The sequence below is a fragment of the Agrobacterium albertimagni AOL15 genome, from assembly GCF_000300855.1.
Classification (GTDB): domain Bacteria; phylum Pseudomonadota; class Alphaproteobacteria; order Rhizobiales; family Rhizobiaceae; genus Allorhizobium; species Allorhizobium albertimagni.
The window spans coordinates 243418-261732 of the sequence record NZ_ALJF01000002.1 but is presented as its reverse complement, the minus strand read 5'-3'; the positions used below and the strand labels follow the sequence as shown (position 1 = coordinate 261732).

Here is an 18315-nt window from a genome sequence, read left to right as displayed (position 1 = left end):
TCGGTCGTCTGGGCATGAGCAATGAAGCGCGGACTGTGGCACTTGCCGGTCCGTTGTTCAACCGTATAAAAAGACGTCCGCGGCTGACGAAAACAAGCCGCCTTACCCGTGCCGGAGAGACCACCATGACACGACGCACGTTCCAGCGTGCCGGTGAAGCCGAGCGCCGGAAGGACCTGATCGCAGCGACTCTGGACAGCGTCTCCGAACATGGACTGGAAGGCGCAACCGTCCGCGACATCGCCGCCAGAGCCGGCGTGACCGGCGGTTTGATCCGCCATTATTTTTCCGGCAAGGACGAGATGGTCCAAGCGGCCTATCGCGAAATGCTGGCGGGCATGACCGGCTCCGCCGTTGATGCCATGGCAGAAGCCGGCGCGAACCCGCAGCAGCGTCTGCATGACTTCATCGTCGCCAATGTCAGTCCACCAATTGCCGATCCGAAGGCGTTGTCCCTCTGGGCAGCGTTCATCGGACGGGTGCGATCGGATGAGGAACTCGCCCGTATCCATCGGGAAAACTACATGGTCTTCATTGGCATACTCGAAGACCTCGTCGGAGCCGTCTTGGCAGCGCGACACCACGAACCACCCTTCTCCGAAGTCCGCCACCTCGCGGTCGCGATCAATGGACTCATCGACGGTTTGTGGCTTGAGAATTCGCTCGCGAGCGACCTCTTCGACGAGGGACGCCTGCCGCAGATCGCACTGGATGCGGTCGAGGCCATGCTGGGCGGATTGTCGCTGAGGGGCACGAACTGAGCAATCAGACCCGCGTCGCAAACACGCATTCGGTGCTCGAAGCATTCGGGATCTGGTAACCTCACCGACAGATCGCTTGCCCGCAAAGTTTGACCCTGCTTCATCGCTGCTCGGCTGCTGCGAGCAAGCCCCTTGGCCAGCAGCTTGAAATAAGGCATAAAAACGCCAATTCACCTGCCTGGATGCGAAAGTCGCAACGAGAGTTCAACCGCCTCTGTTAGCCGTCGTATTACGGCCTCTTTCTGCCTCGATTGTTGGTCAACAACCCAATTTTGTGCAATGAGGCGCGGCGGCGAAGACCAGACGGTCGGACCACAACGGCTTTCTATTGAACCATCGAACCGAGAACCTATTTTTCATGACGCTGCATGTCCCATCGCGCGACCTCGAAACCAAGCAGATCGACCACAACGATTCCATTCGATCTGCCTATTTTACGATCGAGGAGTTGCGGGAGAGCGCCGCTTCCCTGGCGCTGAACGGCGTCGAGGAACTCCCGGGTCTGATGGACTTCGACTTCTTTGCCCGGCACAAGGAAAACGAGCGCGAGATCCTGCGCGTCTATCGCGCGACGGCGGCTGACGTCGAAGCCGGGGCTGCGATCACGCCCGCGGCAGAGTGGTTGCTCGACAACCACTACGTTATCGAAGAAGCGATCCAGGAAGTTCGCCGCGACTTCCCGAAGAAGTTCTATCGGCAGCTGCCGACGATGAAGATCGGAAGCCGCGAAATTCCGCGAACCATGGCGCTGGCCTGGCTCTACGTGGCCCACACCCATTCGACGGTCAGCCAGGAAAGCATGACGGCCTTGGTCGAAGGCTACCAGCAGCACCAGACGCTGGAGATCGGTGAACTCTGGGCGCTGCCCTCGATCGTCCGCTTCGTGCTGGTCGAAAACCTCCGCCGCATCGCGACCCGCGTCGATCGTTCGCGCCGGATGCGCCGCCGGGCCAACGAGGTGGCCGACGAGATCATCCGCTTGAACGACCCGGTCGCGGCCGCAACCTATCTCAGCCAGATCGAACAGCTCGCCGACGACAACACTTTTGCCACGCAGTTCCTCTACCGCCTGCGCAATGGCTCGCAGAACACGAGCTTTGCCGTCGAATGGCTGGAAAGCCGACTGGAAGCGGCCGGCCGCAACGCCCAGGAGGCGATGGATGCCGAGCATAACCGCCTCTCCTCCGGCAATGTCACGATGGGCAACATCGTGCGCGGCCTGCGCGAGATCGACGACAAGGAATGGTCGGTCTGGGTCGAAGAGGTCAGCCATGTCGACCGGGTTCTCGGCCAGCACACTGATTACCGCGAACTGGATTTTGGCTCGCGCAATGCCTACCGCAACACGATCGAAAGGCTGGCGCGTCGCTGCGACCAGAGCGAGATCGAGATTGCCCAGACCGCGATTGACCTGGCGACACAATCGGTAGGTCCTGATGGACATCTCGACGTGGGAAGCTATCTCGTCGGCAACAGACGGACCGAGCTGGAAAACGCCATCGGCTACAGCCAGCCGCTTTCCCGGATCCTGACCGACGGCATCAAGCGGCTCAACTGGCTCTCCATCGCAATCCCCGTCATTGCGCTCACCGTCGCAGCCCTTGCCGTTATCGGGTACTTCCTCAACCACGCCGGCGTCCCGACCTCGCTCATCCTGGTCCTGTTGCTCATGGTGTCACTGCCGGTATCCGAAGGCGCGACGGGACTGTTCAACACGCTTGTCACCTTCTTCGTCAGACCCGTCCGTCTGACCGGCTATGAATTCAAGCAGGGCATTCCCGAAGAAGCACGCACCCTCGTCGTCGTGCCGTGCATGATCACCAAGCGCGACGACGTCGATGAGCTCGTCCGCAACCTCGAAGTCCACTACCTGACCAACCCGCATGGCGAGATCTATTTCGCGCTGTTGAGCGACTGGAAGGACAGCCAGACGGAAGAAACCCCGGCCGATCTCGAAGTCCTCGATTATGCCAAGCGCGAACTCGCACAGCTTAATTGCCGTTACGATTTTGGTGGCAAGACTCGCTTCTACCTCATGCATCGCCGTCGCCTGTACAACGAAGCTGAAGGCTGCTGGATGGGCTGGGAGCGCAAGCGCGGCAAGCTGCACGAGCTGAACCTGCTGCTGCGCGGCGATCGAGACACGTCTTATCTGCCGGGCGCCAACATGGTGCCGGAAAACGTGCGTTACGTAATGACGCTCGATGCCGACACCCGCCTGATGCGCGATGCCGTCACCAAGCTCGTCGGCAAGATGCACCATCCGATCAATCGTCCGGTCCACGACGAGAAGACCGGCCGCGTGATCAGCGGCTACGGCGTCCTGCAGCCGCGCGTCACGCCCTCGCTGACCACGGGCAAGGATGCCTCGGTCTTCCAGCGCATCTTCTCGATGAACCGCGGCCTCGACCCTTATGTCTTCACGGTCTCCGACGTCTATCAGGACATCACGGCCGAGGGCACCTTTACCGGCAAGGGCCTTTACGACGTCGACGCCTTCGAGACGGCGATCAAGGGCCGTATCGATGAGAACAGCGTTCTCAGCCACGACTTGCTCGAGGGCTCCTTCGCCCGCTGCGCCCTCGTCACCGACGTCGAACTGGTCGAAGACTTCCCGACCCGCTACGAGGTCGAAATCTCGCGCCAGCACCGCTGGGCCCGCGGCGACTGGCAGCTCATTCCCTATATTGGCGACACCAGTCGCGGCATCACCAGCCTTGGCCGCTGGAAGATGGTCGACAACCTGCGCCGCTCGCTGACCCCGATCGCCTGGTATGCCGCCTCGGTTCTCGGCTGGGCCACCATGGAACCGGTCGGCGCCACCATCTGGCAGCTGCTTCTGATCTTCAGCCTCTTCGTCGCCCCAACCCTGTCACTTCTGTCGGGCATCGTCCCGCGCCAGACCGATATCGTTCCGGCCGCGCATTTCCAGACGCTGTGGTCCGAAGTGCGTTCCATCAACGCGCAAGTTGCGCTTCGCATCGTCTTCATCGCCGACAATGCCTGCATGATGGCTGACGCCATCGCCCGTTCTCTCTATCGCATGTTTGTCAGCCGCAAGCTGCTGCTCGAATGGCGGACGGCTGCCAGCGTCCAGTCGGCCGCCCAGGGCACGATCACCTCCTATTACCAGAACATGCGCCATGCGCCGATCCTCGCCATCCTCTCGGTCGGCGTCGCGGCGCTGCCAGGCGGCTATGGTTATCTGATCGGTCTACCCTTCGCCTTCCTCTGGGTCCTCTCCCCGCTGCTCGCCTGGTATGTCAGCCAGTCGGCCGAGACCGAAGACAGCCTGGAAGTGCCGGAAAACGTCTCCTACGAACTGCGCAAGATCGCCCGCCGCACCTGGCGCTACTATGAGACCTTCACGACCGCCGGGGACAACTATCTGCCCCCGGACAATTTCCAGGAAACACCCGAGCCGGTCATCGCCCATCGCACCTCGCCGACGAATATCGGCGTCTACCTGCTATCGGTCGTCTCCGCACGTCATTTCGGCTGGCTGAGCTTCGAACAGACCATCGAGCGCATGGAGCAGACGATCTCCACCGTCGAACGGATGGAGAAGCACCGCGGTCATCTCTACAACTGGTACTACACCGACACGCTGCAGACGCTTGGCCCGAAGTATATTTCGGCGGTCGACAGCGGCAATCTCGCCGGCCATCTGATCGCCATCGCCTCCGCCTGCCGCGAATGGGCGGAGGCACCGTCTGCCCACCTTCAGGGCAACTTCGACGGCATCGGCGATGTCGGCGGCATCCTGCTCGAAATCCTTGAGCAACTGCCCGACGACCGAAAGACGGTGCGTCCTCTGCGCAAACGTCTGGAAGAGCGCATCATCGGTTTCAACACGGCGCTCGCGGCCGTCAAGCGCGAGCATGAATTCGCCTCCATCCGCATCATCAATCTCGCAGTGCTTGCTCGTGACGCACAGAAGCTGGCGGCAAATCTCCACCACGAGATCCGGTCCGAAGCGAGTGCCGAGGTCGTACGCTGGACGGAATCGCTGGTCTCGGTGTGCGAAGCCCATATTGCAGACACCGCCTTCGACCTGTCGAACATCGATCCGCTGCGCCAGCGCCTGAGCCAGCTCTCCGAGCGCGCCCGTAACCTCGCCTTCTCGATGGACTTCACCTTCCTCTTCCGTCCGGAGCGTCGCCTGCTGTCGATCGGATACCGCGTCGACGCCCGCGAACTGGACGAGGCCTGCTACGATCTTCTGGCATCCGAGTGCCGCCTCACCAGCCTGTTTGCCATCGCCAAGGGTGATCTGCCGACGGAACACTGGTACCGGCTCGGCCGGCAGGTCGTGCCGATCGGTGCCCGCGCTGCCCTGATCTCATGGTCGGGCTCGATGTTCGAATATCTGATGCCGCCGCTCGTCATGCAGGAGCGCCAGGGCGGCATTCTCAATCAGACGAACAATCTCGTGGTCATCGAACAGATGAATCACGGCCGCCGGCTGAACATCCCCTGGGGCATCTCGGAAGCGGCCTTCAACGCCCGCGACCACGAGATGAATTATCAGTACACCAACTTCGGTGTGCCGACGCTCGGCCTCAAGCGTGGCCTGGGCCAGAACGCCGTCGTGGCCCCCTATGCCTCGATCCTTGCGAGCCAGTATTATCCGGAAGCGGCCCTCGAGAACCTGACGCGCCTGCGCAAGCTGGGTGCGCTTGGCCCCTTCGGGTTCCATGATGCCGTCGACTTCACCCCGACGCGCCTGCCGGACGGCAAGAAGTGCGCCGTCGTCAAGAACTACTATGCGCACCATCATGGCATGTCGATCGCAGCCATCGCCAACGTCGCCTACAACGGTCGTCTGCGCGCTCTCTTCCATGCCGATCCGGTGATCGAAGCGGCAGAACTCCTGTTGCAGGAGAAGACGCCCCGGGAAATCCCGGTCATGAGCGCGAAATACGAGCCGCAGACCCCGGCCAAGGGGCAGGCAGACCTTCTGCGCGCCGAAGTCCGCATGATCGAGGATCCTGCGACCAAGGATCGCGAAGTCGTATTCCTGTCGAATGGCCACTATTCGGTGATGATGACAGCCACCGGCTCCGGCTTCTCGCGCTGGAACGGTCAGGCCGTCACCCGCTGGAAACCCGACACGACCGAAGACCGGTGGGGCACCTTCCTCTTCCTGCGCGACATCGCAACAAACGAGTGGTGGTCCGCAACTGCAGCCCCGCGGCGTGCAGCGGACGAACAGACCAAAGTCATCTTCGGCGACGACAAGGCGGAGTTCTTCAAGACCGTCGGCGACATCTCGACCTCTGTCGAATGCATTGTCGGCACGGAACATGATGCCGAAGGCCGCAGGCTGACAATCCTGAACACCGGGACGGAAGACCGCTACATCGAGGTCACGTCCTACACCGAGCCGGTGTTGGCTTACGAGGACAGCGATAACGCCCATCCGCTCTTCTCGCGAATGTTCGTGAAAACCGAATTCGGTCGCCGCCGCGACGTCATCCGCGCCGAGCGCAACAAGCGCAGTCCGTCCGATCCGGATATGTGCGTCGCCCATCTGGTTGTCGACAGCGCCGGCCAGGGTCGCCCCACCGAATTCGAAACCGATCGCCGCAAGTTCCTCGGCCGTGGTCGCAGCCTCGGCGAGGCAGCAGCCTTCGACCCCGGCGCAAACCTCTCCGGCTCGGAAGGCTTCACGCTCGATCCGATCCTCAGTCTCCGCCGCGTGGTCCGCGTGCCCGCCGGCAAGAAGGTCCAGGTCATTTTCTGGACCATGGCAGCCCCGAACCGCGAAGAGATCGATCAGGCGATCGAGCGCTATCGTCATCCGGATTCCTTCAGCCACGAGCTCATCCATGCCTGGACGCGCGCTCAGGTCGAGCTTCGCCATATCGGCATCACCTCGCAGCAGGCGGCCGCCTTCCAGCATCTCGGCCGCTATCTGACCTATCCCGACAATCACCTGCGCGCGGATCCCGAAACGGTCCGCAAGGGCCTGAGGTCGCAATCGACGCTATGGCCCATGGCAATTTCGGGCGACTTCCCGATCTTTGCGCTGCGCATCAACGACGACATGGACATGGACATCGCCCGCGAAGCGATGAGCGCACTGGAATATCTGCGTCGCCGCGGCGTCGTGGCCGATCTCGCAATCATCAACGAGCGCGCGACATCTTACGCCCAGGACATGCAGCATGCACTTGACCAGATGGCGGACAATCTGCGCCACCGCCTGCCGGGCGGCCGCCAGCATGTCTTCACGGTCCGCGACGACTTGCAGGACGAAGGCGCGACGCTCGCGGTCCTCGCGGCTGCCCGTGTCGTGCTGCACACCCGCAACGGTAAGGTCGTCGATCAGGTGAACCGTGCCGTCTCCCTCTTTGCGACACCGCGAACCATCGATGGCGAAACGGAGTGGGCAGGCCTTCCGCCAGCGCTACCGTCACCTGCAAAGGCGGCGTCGCCGGTCGACGGTTCCGACCTCGACTTCTGGAACGGCTTCGGCGGCTTCTCGAAAGATGGTTCGGAATATGTCGTGCGTCTCAATGGATCTGCGGCAACGCCTCAGCCGTGGATCAACGTGATCGCCAACGAGAACTTCGGCTTCCACGTCTCCGCCGAAGGCGCCGGCTTCACCTGGAGCCAGAACTCGCGCGACTACCAGCTGACGCCGTGGACCAACGATCCCGTGACAAACCGTCCGGGCGAGGCTTTCTACGTGACCGATCTCGGCAGCGGACGCGCCTATGCGACCGTCAGCGCCCTGAACCTCGATCCGGCAGCGACCTTCGAGACGCGCCATGGCATGGGTTACTCGACCTTCATTAGCCAGCACGGCGATCTCCAGATCGAACTGACCCAGACCGTGGATCGCGAGCGGCCGGTCAAGCTCACAAAGATCCGGCTGAAGAACGCGAGCCCTGAGCCACGCAAGTTCCGCATCTACGGCTATGCAGAATGGGTCCTCGGCAACAACAGCGCCCGCACCGCCCCCTTCATTCTGTCCAGCTTCGACGAAGAGACCGGGGCGCTCCTCGCCTCCAATCCCTATGACATCAACTATTCGGGTCGCTTTGCCTTCCTGGCCGGACCGGAACAGCCGGACGGCTACACGACAAGCCGGCGCGAATTCATCGGGCGCAACGGCACGATCAAGCTGCCACAGGCCGTCGCCCGCGCCTCCGGGCTCACACGCTCGATCGAGAGCGAAAGCGACCCTTGCGCCGCCATCGCCTTCGATGTCGAGCTGGCACCCGGCCAGTCCCGCGACATGACCTTCCTTCTCGGTGAATGCGATACCGCGGAAGCCGCAGTCGATCTCGTGAAGACGGTCCGCGGCTCAGGCTTCGAGACGATCCTCAAGGCAAACCGCGACTTCTGGACAGGCTTCACCGGCAAGCTTTCGGTAGAAACCGCAGACAAGGCCTTCGACAATCTCGTCAATCGCTGGCTGCCCTACCAGGCGCTCGCCTGCCGTATCTTCGGCCGTGCCGGCTTCTACCAGGCAAGCGGCGCCTACGGCTTCCGTGACCAGTTGCAGGACACGCTCGCGTTCCTGACCGTTGAACCCAAGCTCGCCCGCCGCCAAATCCTGAACGCCGCTGCGCGTCAGTTCGTCGAAGGTGACGTGCAGCATTGGTGGCTGCCGCAGACGGGCGCCGGTGTCCGCACCATGATCTCCGACGACGTCGTCTGGCTCGCCTATGCGATCGATCAGTATGTGTCGGCCACAGGCGATGAAACGATCCTTGCCGAACAGATCCCGTTCATCGAGGGACCGCAACTCACGCAGGATCAGCATGACAGCTTCTTCCTGCCGAATGTCGCCGCCGAAACGGCCGATCTCTACGAACATGCGGCCCGCGCGCTCGACCTCGCCATTGCCCGGACCGGCGAGCACGGTCTGCCGCTGATCCTTGGCGGCGACTGGAACGACGGCATGAACCGTGTGGGCATCGAAGGCCGCGGCGAAAGTGTCTGGCTTGGCTGGTTGCTCGCCGCCACATTGGAACGCTTCAGGCTGCAGGCTGAAAAGCGTGGCGACCAAGACCGCAGCGCCCGCTGGGGCGATCATGCCACCAAGCTGAAAACGGCTCTGGAAACGGCCGGTTGGGACGGAGAACATTATCGTCGTGGCTATTTCGACGACGGCTCACCGCTCGGTTCGAATGGTTCAAGCCAGTGCCAGATCGACTCCATCGCCCAGTCCTGGAGCATTCTGTCCGGTATGGGCGATCCCGCGCATACCGAAAAGGCACTCGATTCCGCCGTCTCGAAGCTTGTAGACGCAGAGAGTGGCATCGTCCGCCTCTTCACGCCGGCTTTCGAGAAACCAGACATCGATCCAGGCTACATTGGCGCCTATCCGCCCGGCGTGCGTGAAAACGGCGGCCAATATACCCATGCGGCGATCTGGCTTGGCCTGTCCTTGGTGAAGGCGGGTCGCCTCGCCGACGCCTGGCGCGTCTTCGAACTGCTGAACCCGATCAATCATGCGAAAACGGCAGACGAGGCAGAACGGTATCGCGTCGAGCCTTACGTCGTGGCGGCCGATATCTACGGCGGTGATGGCTATGCCGGACGCGGTGGCTGGACCTGGTACACGGGATCTGCGGGCTGGCTTTATCGCTTCGCGGTCGAGGGCTTCCTCGGCATCCGTCGCAAGGGCGGCGAGCTTGTCGTGAACCCGGCCCTGCCGGAACATTGGCAGGGCTTCAAGGCCAAGGTCGACATCGATGGCCGGATGGTCGATGTCGCCGTCACACGCACCGCAGAAGGCTACGATGTGATACTTGATGGCAAAGCGCAGGTGGCGAGTGCGGATCTGCCGCCTGTACCGCCACCGGTCAAGAAACCGGCACGCAAGCCGAAGGTCAAAGCGGCCGAATGAGAAACGAAAGAGGCCCCGCCATCGCTGGCGGGGCCTCTTTCTTTTTAGCTTACCGGTGCGGCTGTCAGGCCGAGTAGACGATCAGCAGATCCTTGGCGTCGATCTGGTCACCAATCCGCACGAGCACTTCCGCAATCACACCGTCGCGGTCGGCATGCAGCGCCGTTTCCATCTTCATCGCTTCGATCGAAAGCAAGACGTCGCCAGACTTGACGGTCTGGCCGGCAGACACGGAAACCTGCGAGATGACACCCGGCATCGGCGCACCGAGCTGTGTGGCATTGCCGGTCTCCGCCTTGCGACGGATGGCACTACCAGAGGCACCATGAGCGCGGTCCGGCACCTTGATGCGGCGCGGCTGACCGTTGAGCTCGAAGAACACGGTGACCATGCCCTTCTCGTCCGTATTGCCAATCGCCTGATTGACGATGACGAGCGTCTTGCCCTTCTCGAGGTCAACGAAAAGCTCCTCGCCGGCCGGCAGGCCGTAGAAATACTGCGGCGTCGGGATGACCGAGACCGGACCATACATGTCGGCCGCCAGCGCGTAGTCGGTGAAGACCTTGGGATACATCAGGTAGGACGCGAATTCGAAGTCGCTGACCTCGCGACCGAGCTTTTCCTCGATCACCTTGCGTTCAGCATCGAGATCGGCTGCCGGCAGAAGCGAACCGGGCACCGCCGTATAGGCCTGCTCACCCTTGAGCGCCTTCTTCTGCAATGCTTCTGGCCAACCGCCTGGAGGCTGACCGAGATCACCCTTCAGCATCGACACGACCGAATCCGGGAAGGCGATGTCCTTGGCCGGGTTCTCGACGTCCGCCACCGAAAGATCCTGGCTTACCATCATCAGCGCCATGTCACCGACGACCTTGGACGACGGCGTTACCTTGACGATATCGCCGAACATCTGGTTGGCGTCGGCATAGGCCTGAGCGACTTCATGCCAGCGGGTTTCAAGACCGAGTGAACGGGCCTGTTCCTTGAGGTTGGTGAACTGACCACCCGGCATTTCGTGCAGATACACTTCCGAAGCCGGCCCCTTGAGGTCGCTCTCGAAGGCCGCATACTGCGTGCGCACGGCTTCCCAGTAGAAGGACAGGCGCCGGATCCAGTGCGGATCGAGGCCCGGATCGCGTTCGGAGCCGCGCAGGGCCTCGACGATCGAGCCAAGGCAAGGCTGCGAGGTATTGCCCGAAAAGGCGTCCATGGCGGCATCGACCGCATCGACGCCGGCTTCGACAGCGGCCAGCACCGTCGCAGCGGCAATGCCGGAGGTGTCATGGGTGTGGAAATGGATCGGCAGACCCGTTTCTTCACGCAGGGCCTTGAACAGCACCTTGGCGGCAGCAGGCTTCAACAGGCCCGCCATGTCCTTGACGGCGATGATATGCGCCCCGGCCTTTTCCAGCTCGGCGGCAAGTGTGGTGTAATACTTGAGGTCGTATTTCGGACGGGCCGAGTTGAGGAGATCGCTGGTGTAGCAGATCACCGCCTCGCAGAGCTTGTTCTCCTCGATGACGGCGTCCATCGACACGCGCATGTTGTCGACCCAGTTCAGGCAGTCGAACACGCGGAAGAGGTCGATCCCGCCCTTGGCCGCCTGGCGGACGAAATACTTCACGACATTGTCGGGATAGTTCTTGTAGCCGACACCATTTGCGCCGCGCAGCAGCATTTGCAGGAGCAGGTTCGGCGCGCCTTCGCGCACGAGAGCGAGACGCTCCCACGGATCTTCCGTCAGGAAGCGCATGGAGACGTCGAAGGTCGCCCCGCCCCAGCACTCAAGCGAGAAGAGATTCGGCAGCGCGCGGGCATAGGTGTCAGCGATTCTGGCGATATCATGCGTGCGCACCCGCGTCGCCAACAGCGACTGGTGACCGTCACGCATGGTCGTGTCGGTCATCAGGATACGCTTTTCATTGCGCATCCAGTCACCGAACTTCTTCGGGCCGAGCTCGTCGAGCAACTGCTTGGTGCCCGGCTTGATGGCAGCGTCGATAAACGGAACCACCGGCTCGGCCGCATCCGCCGGCGGCTTCGGGCGCCCCTTGACTTCCGGATGGCCGTTGACGGTCACATCGGCGAGATAGGTGAGGAGCTTCGTCGCGCGGTCCTGGCGCTTCACCTGCTGGAAGAGCTCCGGCGTCGTGTCGATGAAACGGGTCGTATAGGAATTGTCGCGGAAGCTCGGGTGGCTGATGATCGCTTCGAGGAAGGTCAGGTTGGTCGCGACGCCGCGGATACGGAACTCGCGCAGCGCGCGGTCCATGCGGCTGATCGCTTCCTGCGGCGTGCTGCCGGAAGCCGTCACCTTGACCAGAAGCGGATCGTAATAGCGGGTGATGATCGCACCCGAATAGGCGGTGCCGCCGTCGAGACGGATACCGAAACCGGCCGCCGAACGATAGGCGGTGATGCGACCATAGTCGGGAATGAAGTTCTGTTCCGGATCCTCGGTGGTGATACGGCACTGCAGTGCGTGACCGTTGAGGCGGATATCGGCCTGATCAGGCACACCCGATTCCGGCGTCCCGATCGCGTGGCCATCGAGGATATGAATCTGTGCTTTCACGATATCGATGCCGGTCACGACTTCCGTGACCGTGTGCTCGACCTGGATGCGCGGATTGACCTCGATGAAGTAGAATTTGCCGGTATCGGCATCCATCAGATACTCGACGGTGCCGGCGCCGATATAGTTCGTCGCCTTGGCAATCCGGAGCGAGTAGTCGGCCAATTCCTGGCGCTGCGCTTCGTTCAGATAGGGCGCCGGCGCCCGCTCGACGACCTTCTGGTTGCGGCGCTGGATCGAGCAGTCACGCTCGAAGAGATGCACGACATTGCCATGCGTGTCGCCTAGTACCTGGCTTTCGACGTGGCGCGCACGCTCGACGAGCTTTTCCAGATAGACCTCATCCTTGCCGAAGGCCGCCATGGCCTCGCGCTTGCCTTCCGTCACCTCGCGCAGCAGGTCCTTCGGGTAGCGAATGGCGCGCATGCCACGACCGCCGCCGCCCCAGGAAGCCTTGAGCATGACCGGGTAGCCGATCTCTTCAGCCAAACGATGGATTTCTGCCTCGTCGTCCGGCAGGGGTTCGGTCGCCGGCACAACCGGCACGCCGACGCTGATAGCGAGATTGCGGGCGGCAACCTTGTTGCCGAGCTGCCGCATCGTGTCACTCTTAGGACCGATGAAAATCAGACCTGCATCGTTGCAGGCATCGACGAATTCGGGACTTTCCGACAGGAGGCCATAGCCCGGATGAATGGCATCGGCGCCCGACAATTTGGCGACGCGGATGATTTCATCGATCGAAAGATAGCTTTCGATCGGGCCAAGATCCCTCTCCAGATGCGGACCGCGGCCAACCTGGTAACTTTCATCCGCTTTGAAGCGGTGCAGCGCGAGTTTGTCTTCCTCGGCCCAGATGGCGACCGTTTTCAGACCGAGCTCGTTGGCGGCGCGAAAGACGCGGATCGCGATTTCCGAACGGTTGGCGACAAGGATCTTGGATATTGGCAATTCGATCTCCCCAAAACGATATGCCAGGGCATTGTGCACCTGCGAAGAAAAGTCATAGCGCGTTGTTTTAGGAAGTTCAATTTGCCTTGGTCGACCTCGAGAAGATTCCGCTCCGTCTCAGGTCACCAGGCCGAGACGAAACGACAAAGCCACGACATGCTGGCGATTTTTCGCATTTAGTTTGTCCTGAATACCATTCATGTACCAGTCGACCGTGTGATTGGAGATTTTCAGGATCTTGCTGATCTCGTTAGACGTCAGCCCATCTGCCAGATAGTTCAGCACTTCCATTTCGCGACGCGTCATTCGCGTATCGATCGGCTTCGTCGCTTCCGTCTCGTTCGCATGCTTGAACTCGAGCAGACGCCAGTAGGCCTTCTTTGCCGCTGCATCGAACAGCGCAATCTCCGTCGGCGAAAGATCGACCGGACGCCCGCCGACCGTCATGTTGCCCAACAGACCTGTTCGTCCATGAACGGGGAAGATGTAGCCATCCATCAGCCCGAAACGCATGCTGTCTCCGAGCATGCGCTCCATCCGCTTGCGATGCGGATCGGCGCGGAAGGCGTGCAGCGCGTCGCGCCAGCGGAATCCGGCATGCGCCTGTCCGAGAAAGCGGATCGTCGGATCGATCAGGACGTATTTCTTGGCGATGTAGAGCTGCGGCCAACCCTCGGGCCAGTGGCCGGTGAGGACGAGGTTCATCGGATTCTCGTCCGGCTTCGGCTGGCGAACAACCCCATAATACTCAAAGCCGTAGCCTCGAACCAGTTTCTCCAGCTCCGAAACAACCTCGGCTGCCGATCGGCATTCGTCGACGATGACAAGGAAATGCAGCAATTGGTTGATATTCACAAAGTCTCTCCAAAATGCGCGTCTAAAATTACCATTAAAAAGCCACGAGCGACGACTTTTTCGGCCACGCGAAGCAATTTGAACGTTTACCGTCAAAATGGGTTATTGGAAACCTATGGCGGCGTGCGGAATTCTAGCTTCGACCGACCATCAAGCGCTGTCTGGCGTCGGTGGGATCTTGCGGCGGCATGGCTGTCGCATTAGGCATCCTTTCTGGCTGGCGGACTGCGCGAGCGGAAAATTCGGCGAGTTTCGCGACATCAGACAAAGGTGAACCCAGTTGTCCCTGCTCCAAGTCTATTTCAAAGCCCTGAAATACCTTGCAAGTTACAAGTTGCGAGTTTCCCTCGTCGTCGCCGCGAACGTCGTTCTCGCTGTCATTACGATCCTGGAGCCCATTCTTTTCGGTCGCATCATCGATGCGATCTCGGAAAAGCGCGACGCCACGGGAATCCTGATCGCCTGGGGCTGCTTCGGCGTCTTCAACACGGTCGCTTATGTGCTCGTCGCCCGCCAGGCCGATCGGCTGGCGCATGGCCGCCGTGCCGATCTGCTGACCGAATCATTCGGCAAGATCATTTCCATGCCGCTCAGCTGGCACCACACGCGCGGCACGTCGAATGCCCTGCATACGCTGTTGCGCGCGGGTGAGACGCTGTTCGGGCTTTGGCTGGAATTCATGCGCACGCATCTGGCGACCGCCGTCGCCCTGGCCCTGTTGATTCCGACCGCCTTTTCGATGGACGTGCGGCTCACATCGGTCCTGATCATCCTCGCTGTTCTCTATGTCATCATCGGCAAGACCGTGATGAACAGGACCAAGGAAGGCCAAGCCTCGGTGGAAGGCCATTATCACACGGTCTTCTCCCATGTGAGCGACTCGATCAGCAACGTCTCGGTCCTGCACAGCTACAACCGCATCGAGGCCGAAACCCGGGCACTCAAGGAATATACGACGAAGCTGCTCTCCGCCCAGTACCCGGTTCTCGACTGGTGGGCGCTCGCCGGCGCCTTGAACCGCATCGCTTCGACACTCTCGATGCTGGTCATACTCGTGATCGGCACGCTTCTGGTCCAGCGAGGCGAATTGAAGGTCGGCGACATCATCGCCTTTACCGGTTTTGCCGGCCTGCTGATTGCCCGCCTCGACCAAATGATCACCTTCATCAACCAGATCTTCGAGGCACGCTCCAAGCTGGAGGACTTCTACAAGCTGGAAGACGCGGTTCAGGAACGGGAAGAGCGCGCCGGCGCGGCCGATCTGAAGCCGGTCAAGGGTGATGTCGAGTTCCGGGACGTTTGCTTCGACTTTGCCTCGACCACGCAAGGCGTACGCGACATTTCCTTCCACGTCCGTGCCGGCCAGACCGTGGCGATCGTCGGCCCAACGGGCGCCGGGAAAACGACGCTCATCAATCTGCTGCAACGGGTCTACGATCCGCAGTCGGGCCAGATCCTGATCGACGGCCAGGACATCGCCAAGGTGACCCGCAAGTCGCTGCGCCATGCGATCGCGACCGTCTTTCAGGATGCGGGCCTCCTGAACCGCTCGATTAAGGAGAATATCCGCCTGGGACGCGAAGACGCGACCGAGGAGGAAATCATCCAGGCGGCCGAAGCAGCAGCAGCAACCGACTTCATTGAAAGCCGCATGATCGGCTTCGACACTCATGTCGGCGAGCGCGGCAACCGGCTGTCGGGCGGCGAGCGCCAGCGCATCGCGATTGCCCGCGCGATCTTAAAGAACGCGCCCATCCTCGTTCTCGACGAAGCGACCAGTGCGCTCGACGTGGAGACCGAAGCCCGCGTCAAACAGGCGATCGACCGGCTCAGAAAGAACCGCACCACCTTCATCATCGCGCACCGCCTCTCGACCATTCGCGAAGCAGACCTCGTCATCTTCCTCGATCACGGTCGGGTCATCGAAAAGGGCAATTACGACGAGCTGAGCGCTCTCGGTGGCCGATTCACCTCACTTCTGCGCACCAGCGGCCTGCTCAAGGAAGAGCCGAGCCCGGCGATCTGAACGGTGACAGCGCTCAGATCGCATCGAGCGTCTCAAGCACCTGGGCTGCATGCTTGCGAATGGCATCCTGCTTGAAAGGATCCATGCGCCGCCAGGTCGCATACATGTTGGAAAGCCGCGGATTGCGCGCCAGCTTCTCCGTATTGCGATCGAGGAAGTCCCAATAAAGCGCATTGAACGGACAGGCCTTCGGTCCCGTCGTCAGCTTCGGATCGTAACGACAGCCGCCACAGAAATTGCTCATCCGGTCGATATATTTGCCGCTCGCCGCATAGGGTTTGCTCGCCATGATCCCACCATCGCCATAGAGCGCCATGCCGAGCGTGTTCGGCAGTTCAACCCATTCATAGGCGTCGGAATAGACGGCAAGATACCATTCGCAGACTTCTGCCGGATCGATCCCGGCGAGCATCGCGAAGTTGCCCGTCACCATCAGCCGCTGGATGTGGTGGGAATAGGCGTGTTCGATCGTATCGCCGACCGCACCCTTCATGCAGGCCATGTCGGTCTTCGCCGTCCAGTACATCTGCGGCAGCGGACGAGAAGCCGAGAGATGGTTGAGCCCGGCATAGTCGGGCATCTCCGTCCAATAGATGCCACGGACATATTCGCGCCAGCCGAGGATCTGCCGGATGAAACCCTCGACGGCATTGAGCGGCGCCCGTCCCTCGAACCAGGCGGCCTCCGCCCGCCGGATGACGTCGATCGGCATGAGAAGGCCGGCATTGATGTAGGAGGAAACAAGCGAGTGGTAGAGATAAGGCTCGCCCTTCACCATCGCGTCCTGATAGTCACCGAAATAGGGCAGGATCTCGTCGAGGAACTGCTGAAGCTCCATCTCCGCCTGATCAGCGGTCACGGCAAAATGGAAGCTGTCGAGCGAGCCCATGTGGCCGGCGAAGTGCTCTTCGACCAGAGCCAGCACCGACTTCGTGATCGCATCCTTAGGATGGCTGATCCGCTTTGGTCCCTTCAGTCCCTCGGCCGGTGGTTTGCGGTTCTCGGCATCGAAGTTCCATTTGCCGCCGACGGGCTCGTCACCTTCCAGCAGCACGCGGTGACGCCGCCGCATGTCGCGATAGAAATACTCCATGCGCAGCTGCTTGCGCCCCTTGCGCCATTCCCGGAAGTCTTCGATCGAACAGAGAAAGCGATCATCCTCGCGGATCTCGACCGGCACACCGAGGTCGGATTCCCAGCCCCGCATATCCTCAGCCAGACGCCACTCCCCGCATTGCGTCACGACGACGGAGGTTGCGCCGGTCTCGGCAAGAGCGCGCACAAGCTCGCCTTTCAGGCTCTGCGCGTTGTCAGGATCTTCCAGGGTGACATAATGGACGGTAAGCCCCTTCTCTCTAAGCTCCTCGGCAAAGTGCCGCATGGCGGAAAAGAGAAAGGCGATCTTCTTCTTGTGATGCTTCACATAAGTCGCCTCGCCCATGACTTCCGCCATGAGCACGAGCGAGGTTTCCGGATCGGCATCGGCGAGCGCTGACAGGGAGTGACTGAGCTGGTCGCCGAGGACAAGATGAATGCGGGAAGGCTTCACCATTCGATCGGCTGACCGTCATAGGCGAAGAAGCCGCCTGTGTGTGCCGGCTCCAGCCCATCGAGAACCGACAGCATCATGGCGACGCTCTCGCCCGGCTGTATCTTGTCATGCGCCTTGGAGAAGCCGCCCGAAAAGCCGGTATCCACTGAACCCGGATGCAGTGCCACCACCACACTCTTCGGTCGCAGACGAGCGATCTCGATCGCCGAGGTGCGGGTGATCTGGTTCAGAGCCGCCTTGGCCGAGCGGTAGGATATCCAGCCGCCGAGCTTGTTGTCGCCGATCGAGCCGACCCGTGCCGAAAGCGTGGCGAAGACGCTCTTGCCCTCGTTGGAAAGAAGCGGCGCGAAATGCTTGAGCGCCAGCGCCGGACCGATCGCGTTCAGCGCGAATTGCGCCGCCATCACATCGCCTTGGATCGCCTTGATCGTCTTTTCCGGGCCATTGCCATCGATCACGAGCGCGCCGGTGGCGCAGAGGATGAGATCGAATTTCAGGCCCGCTTCCGAAAGCTTCGCGGCCGCAGCACCGACAGAGGCATCATCCGTGATGTCGAACCCGTCGACGCTGCGCGACAGTTCGACCACGCTGCCGCAGTTCGGATCGGCCTTGATCGCGGCGGCAAAGGCGCCGCCAATACCACCGCTCGCGCCAAGCACGAGCGCACGGTAGCCGGGGTTGAGGGACGTCATTCCGGAAAAGTCGGACATCTGGATCTCCTGCAGGTCT

General features: G+C 61.4%; 7 protein-coding genes. 3 read left to right on the top strand and 4 right to left on the bottom strand.

Translation table 11 applies throughout. The features are described 5' to 3' along the window. Positions 1–125 precede the first annotated feature (125 nt). Positions 126–761, top strand: coding sequence for a TetR family transcriptional regulator C-terminal domain-containing protein (locus QWE_RS02000; protein ID WP_006724391.1), 636 nt, complete (start codon positions 126–128; stop codon positions 759–761). Positions 762–1119: 358 nt separating this feature from the next. After that, positions 1120–9627: a glycoside hydrolase family 94 protein gene (locus QWE_RS01995; protein ID WP_006724390.1), complete on the top strand. Its 8508-nt coding sequence runs from the start codon at positions 1120–1122 to the stop codon at positions 9625–9627. Between the two features lie 64 nt (positions 9628–9691). Here QWE_RS01995 and pyc read toward each other — a convergent pair whose 3' ends face one another. Continuing rightward, the gene (pyc, locus tag QWE_RS01990; protein WP_006724389.1) at positions 9692–13153 is read right to left on the bottom strand and encodes a pyruvate carboxylase; all 3462 of its coding nucleotides are present in this window, start codon (positions 13151–13153) and stop codon (positions 9692–9694) included. 117 nt (positions 13154–13270) lie between these two features. Next, positions 13271–14008, bottom strand: coding sequence for a LuxR family transcriptional regulator (locus tag QWE_RS01985; RefSeq protein WP_006724388.1), 738 nt, complete (start codon positions 14006–14008; stop codon positions 13271–13273). A 280-nt stretch (positions 14009–14288) separates the two neighbouring features. Between QWE_RS01985 and QWE_RS01980 the strand changes: the two genes are divergently transcribed. Then, positions 14289–16034, top strand: coding sequence for a glucan ABC transporter ATP-binding protein/ permease (locus QWE_RS01980; RefSeq protein WP_006724387.1), 1746 nt, complete (start codon positions 14289–14291; stop codon positions 16032–16034). Positions 16035–16047: 13 nt separating this feature from the next. On the opposite strand, the gene QWE_RS01975 is transcribed toward QWE_RS01980, so the two are convergent. After that, on the bottom strand, positions 16048–17586 hold the full coding sequence (locus QWE_RS01975; RefSeq protein ID WP_006724386.1) for a cryptochrome/photolyase family protein: 1539 nt from the start codon (positions 17584–17586) through the stop codon (positions 16048–16050). Beyond that, positions 17580–18296, bottom strand: a complete 717-nt coding sequence (locus tag QWE_RS01970; RefSeq protein ID WP_006724385.1) for an SDR family oxidoreductase — start codon at positions 18294–18296, stop codon at positions 17580–17582. Before QWE_RS01970 ends, QWE_RS01975 begins: the two co-directional genes overlap by 7 nt. Between the last annotated feature and the right edge of the window lie 19 nt (positions 18297–18315).

Bases quoted from the DNA above. Each gene is read 5' to 3' on its own strand.
- QWE_RS02000 (WP_006724391.1), top strand. From the start codon at position 126: ATGACACGACGCACGTTCCAGCGTGCCGGTGAAGCCGAGCGCCGGAAG.
- QWE_RS01995 (WP_006724390.1), top strand. From the start codon at position 1,120: ATGACGCTGCATGTCCCATCGCGCGACCTCGAAACCAAGCAGATCGAC.
- QWE_RS01975 (WP_006724386.1), bottom strand. From the start codon at position 17,586: ATGGTGAAGCCTTCCCGCATTCATCTTGTCCTCGGCGACCAGCTCAGT.
- QWE_RS01970 (WP_006724385.1), bottom strand. From the start codon at position 18,296: ATGTCCGACTTTTCCGGAATGACGTCCCTCAACCCCGGCTACCGTGCG.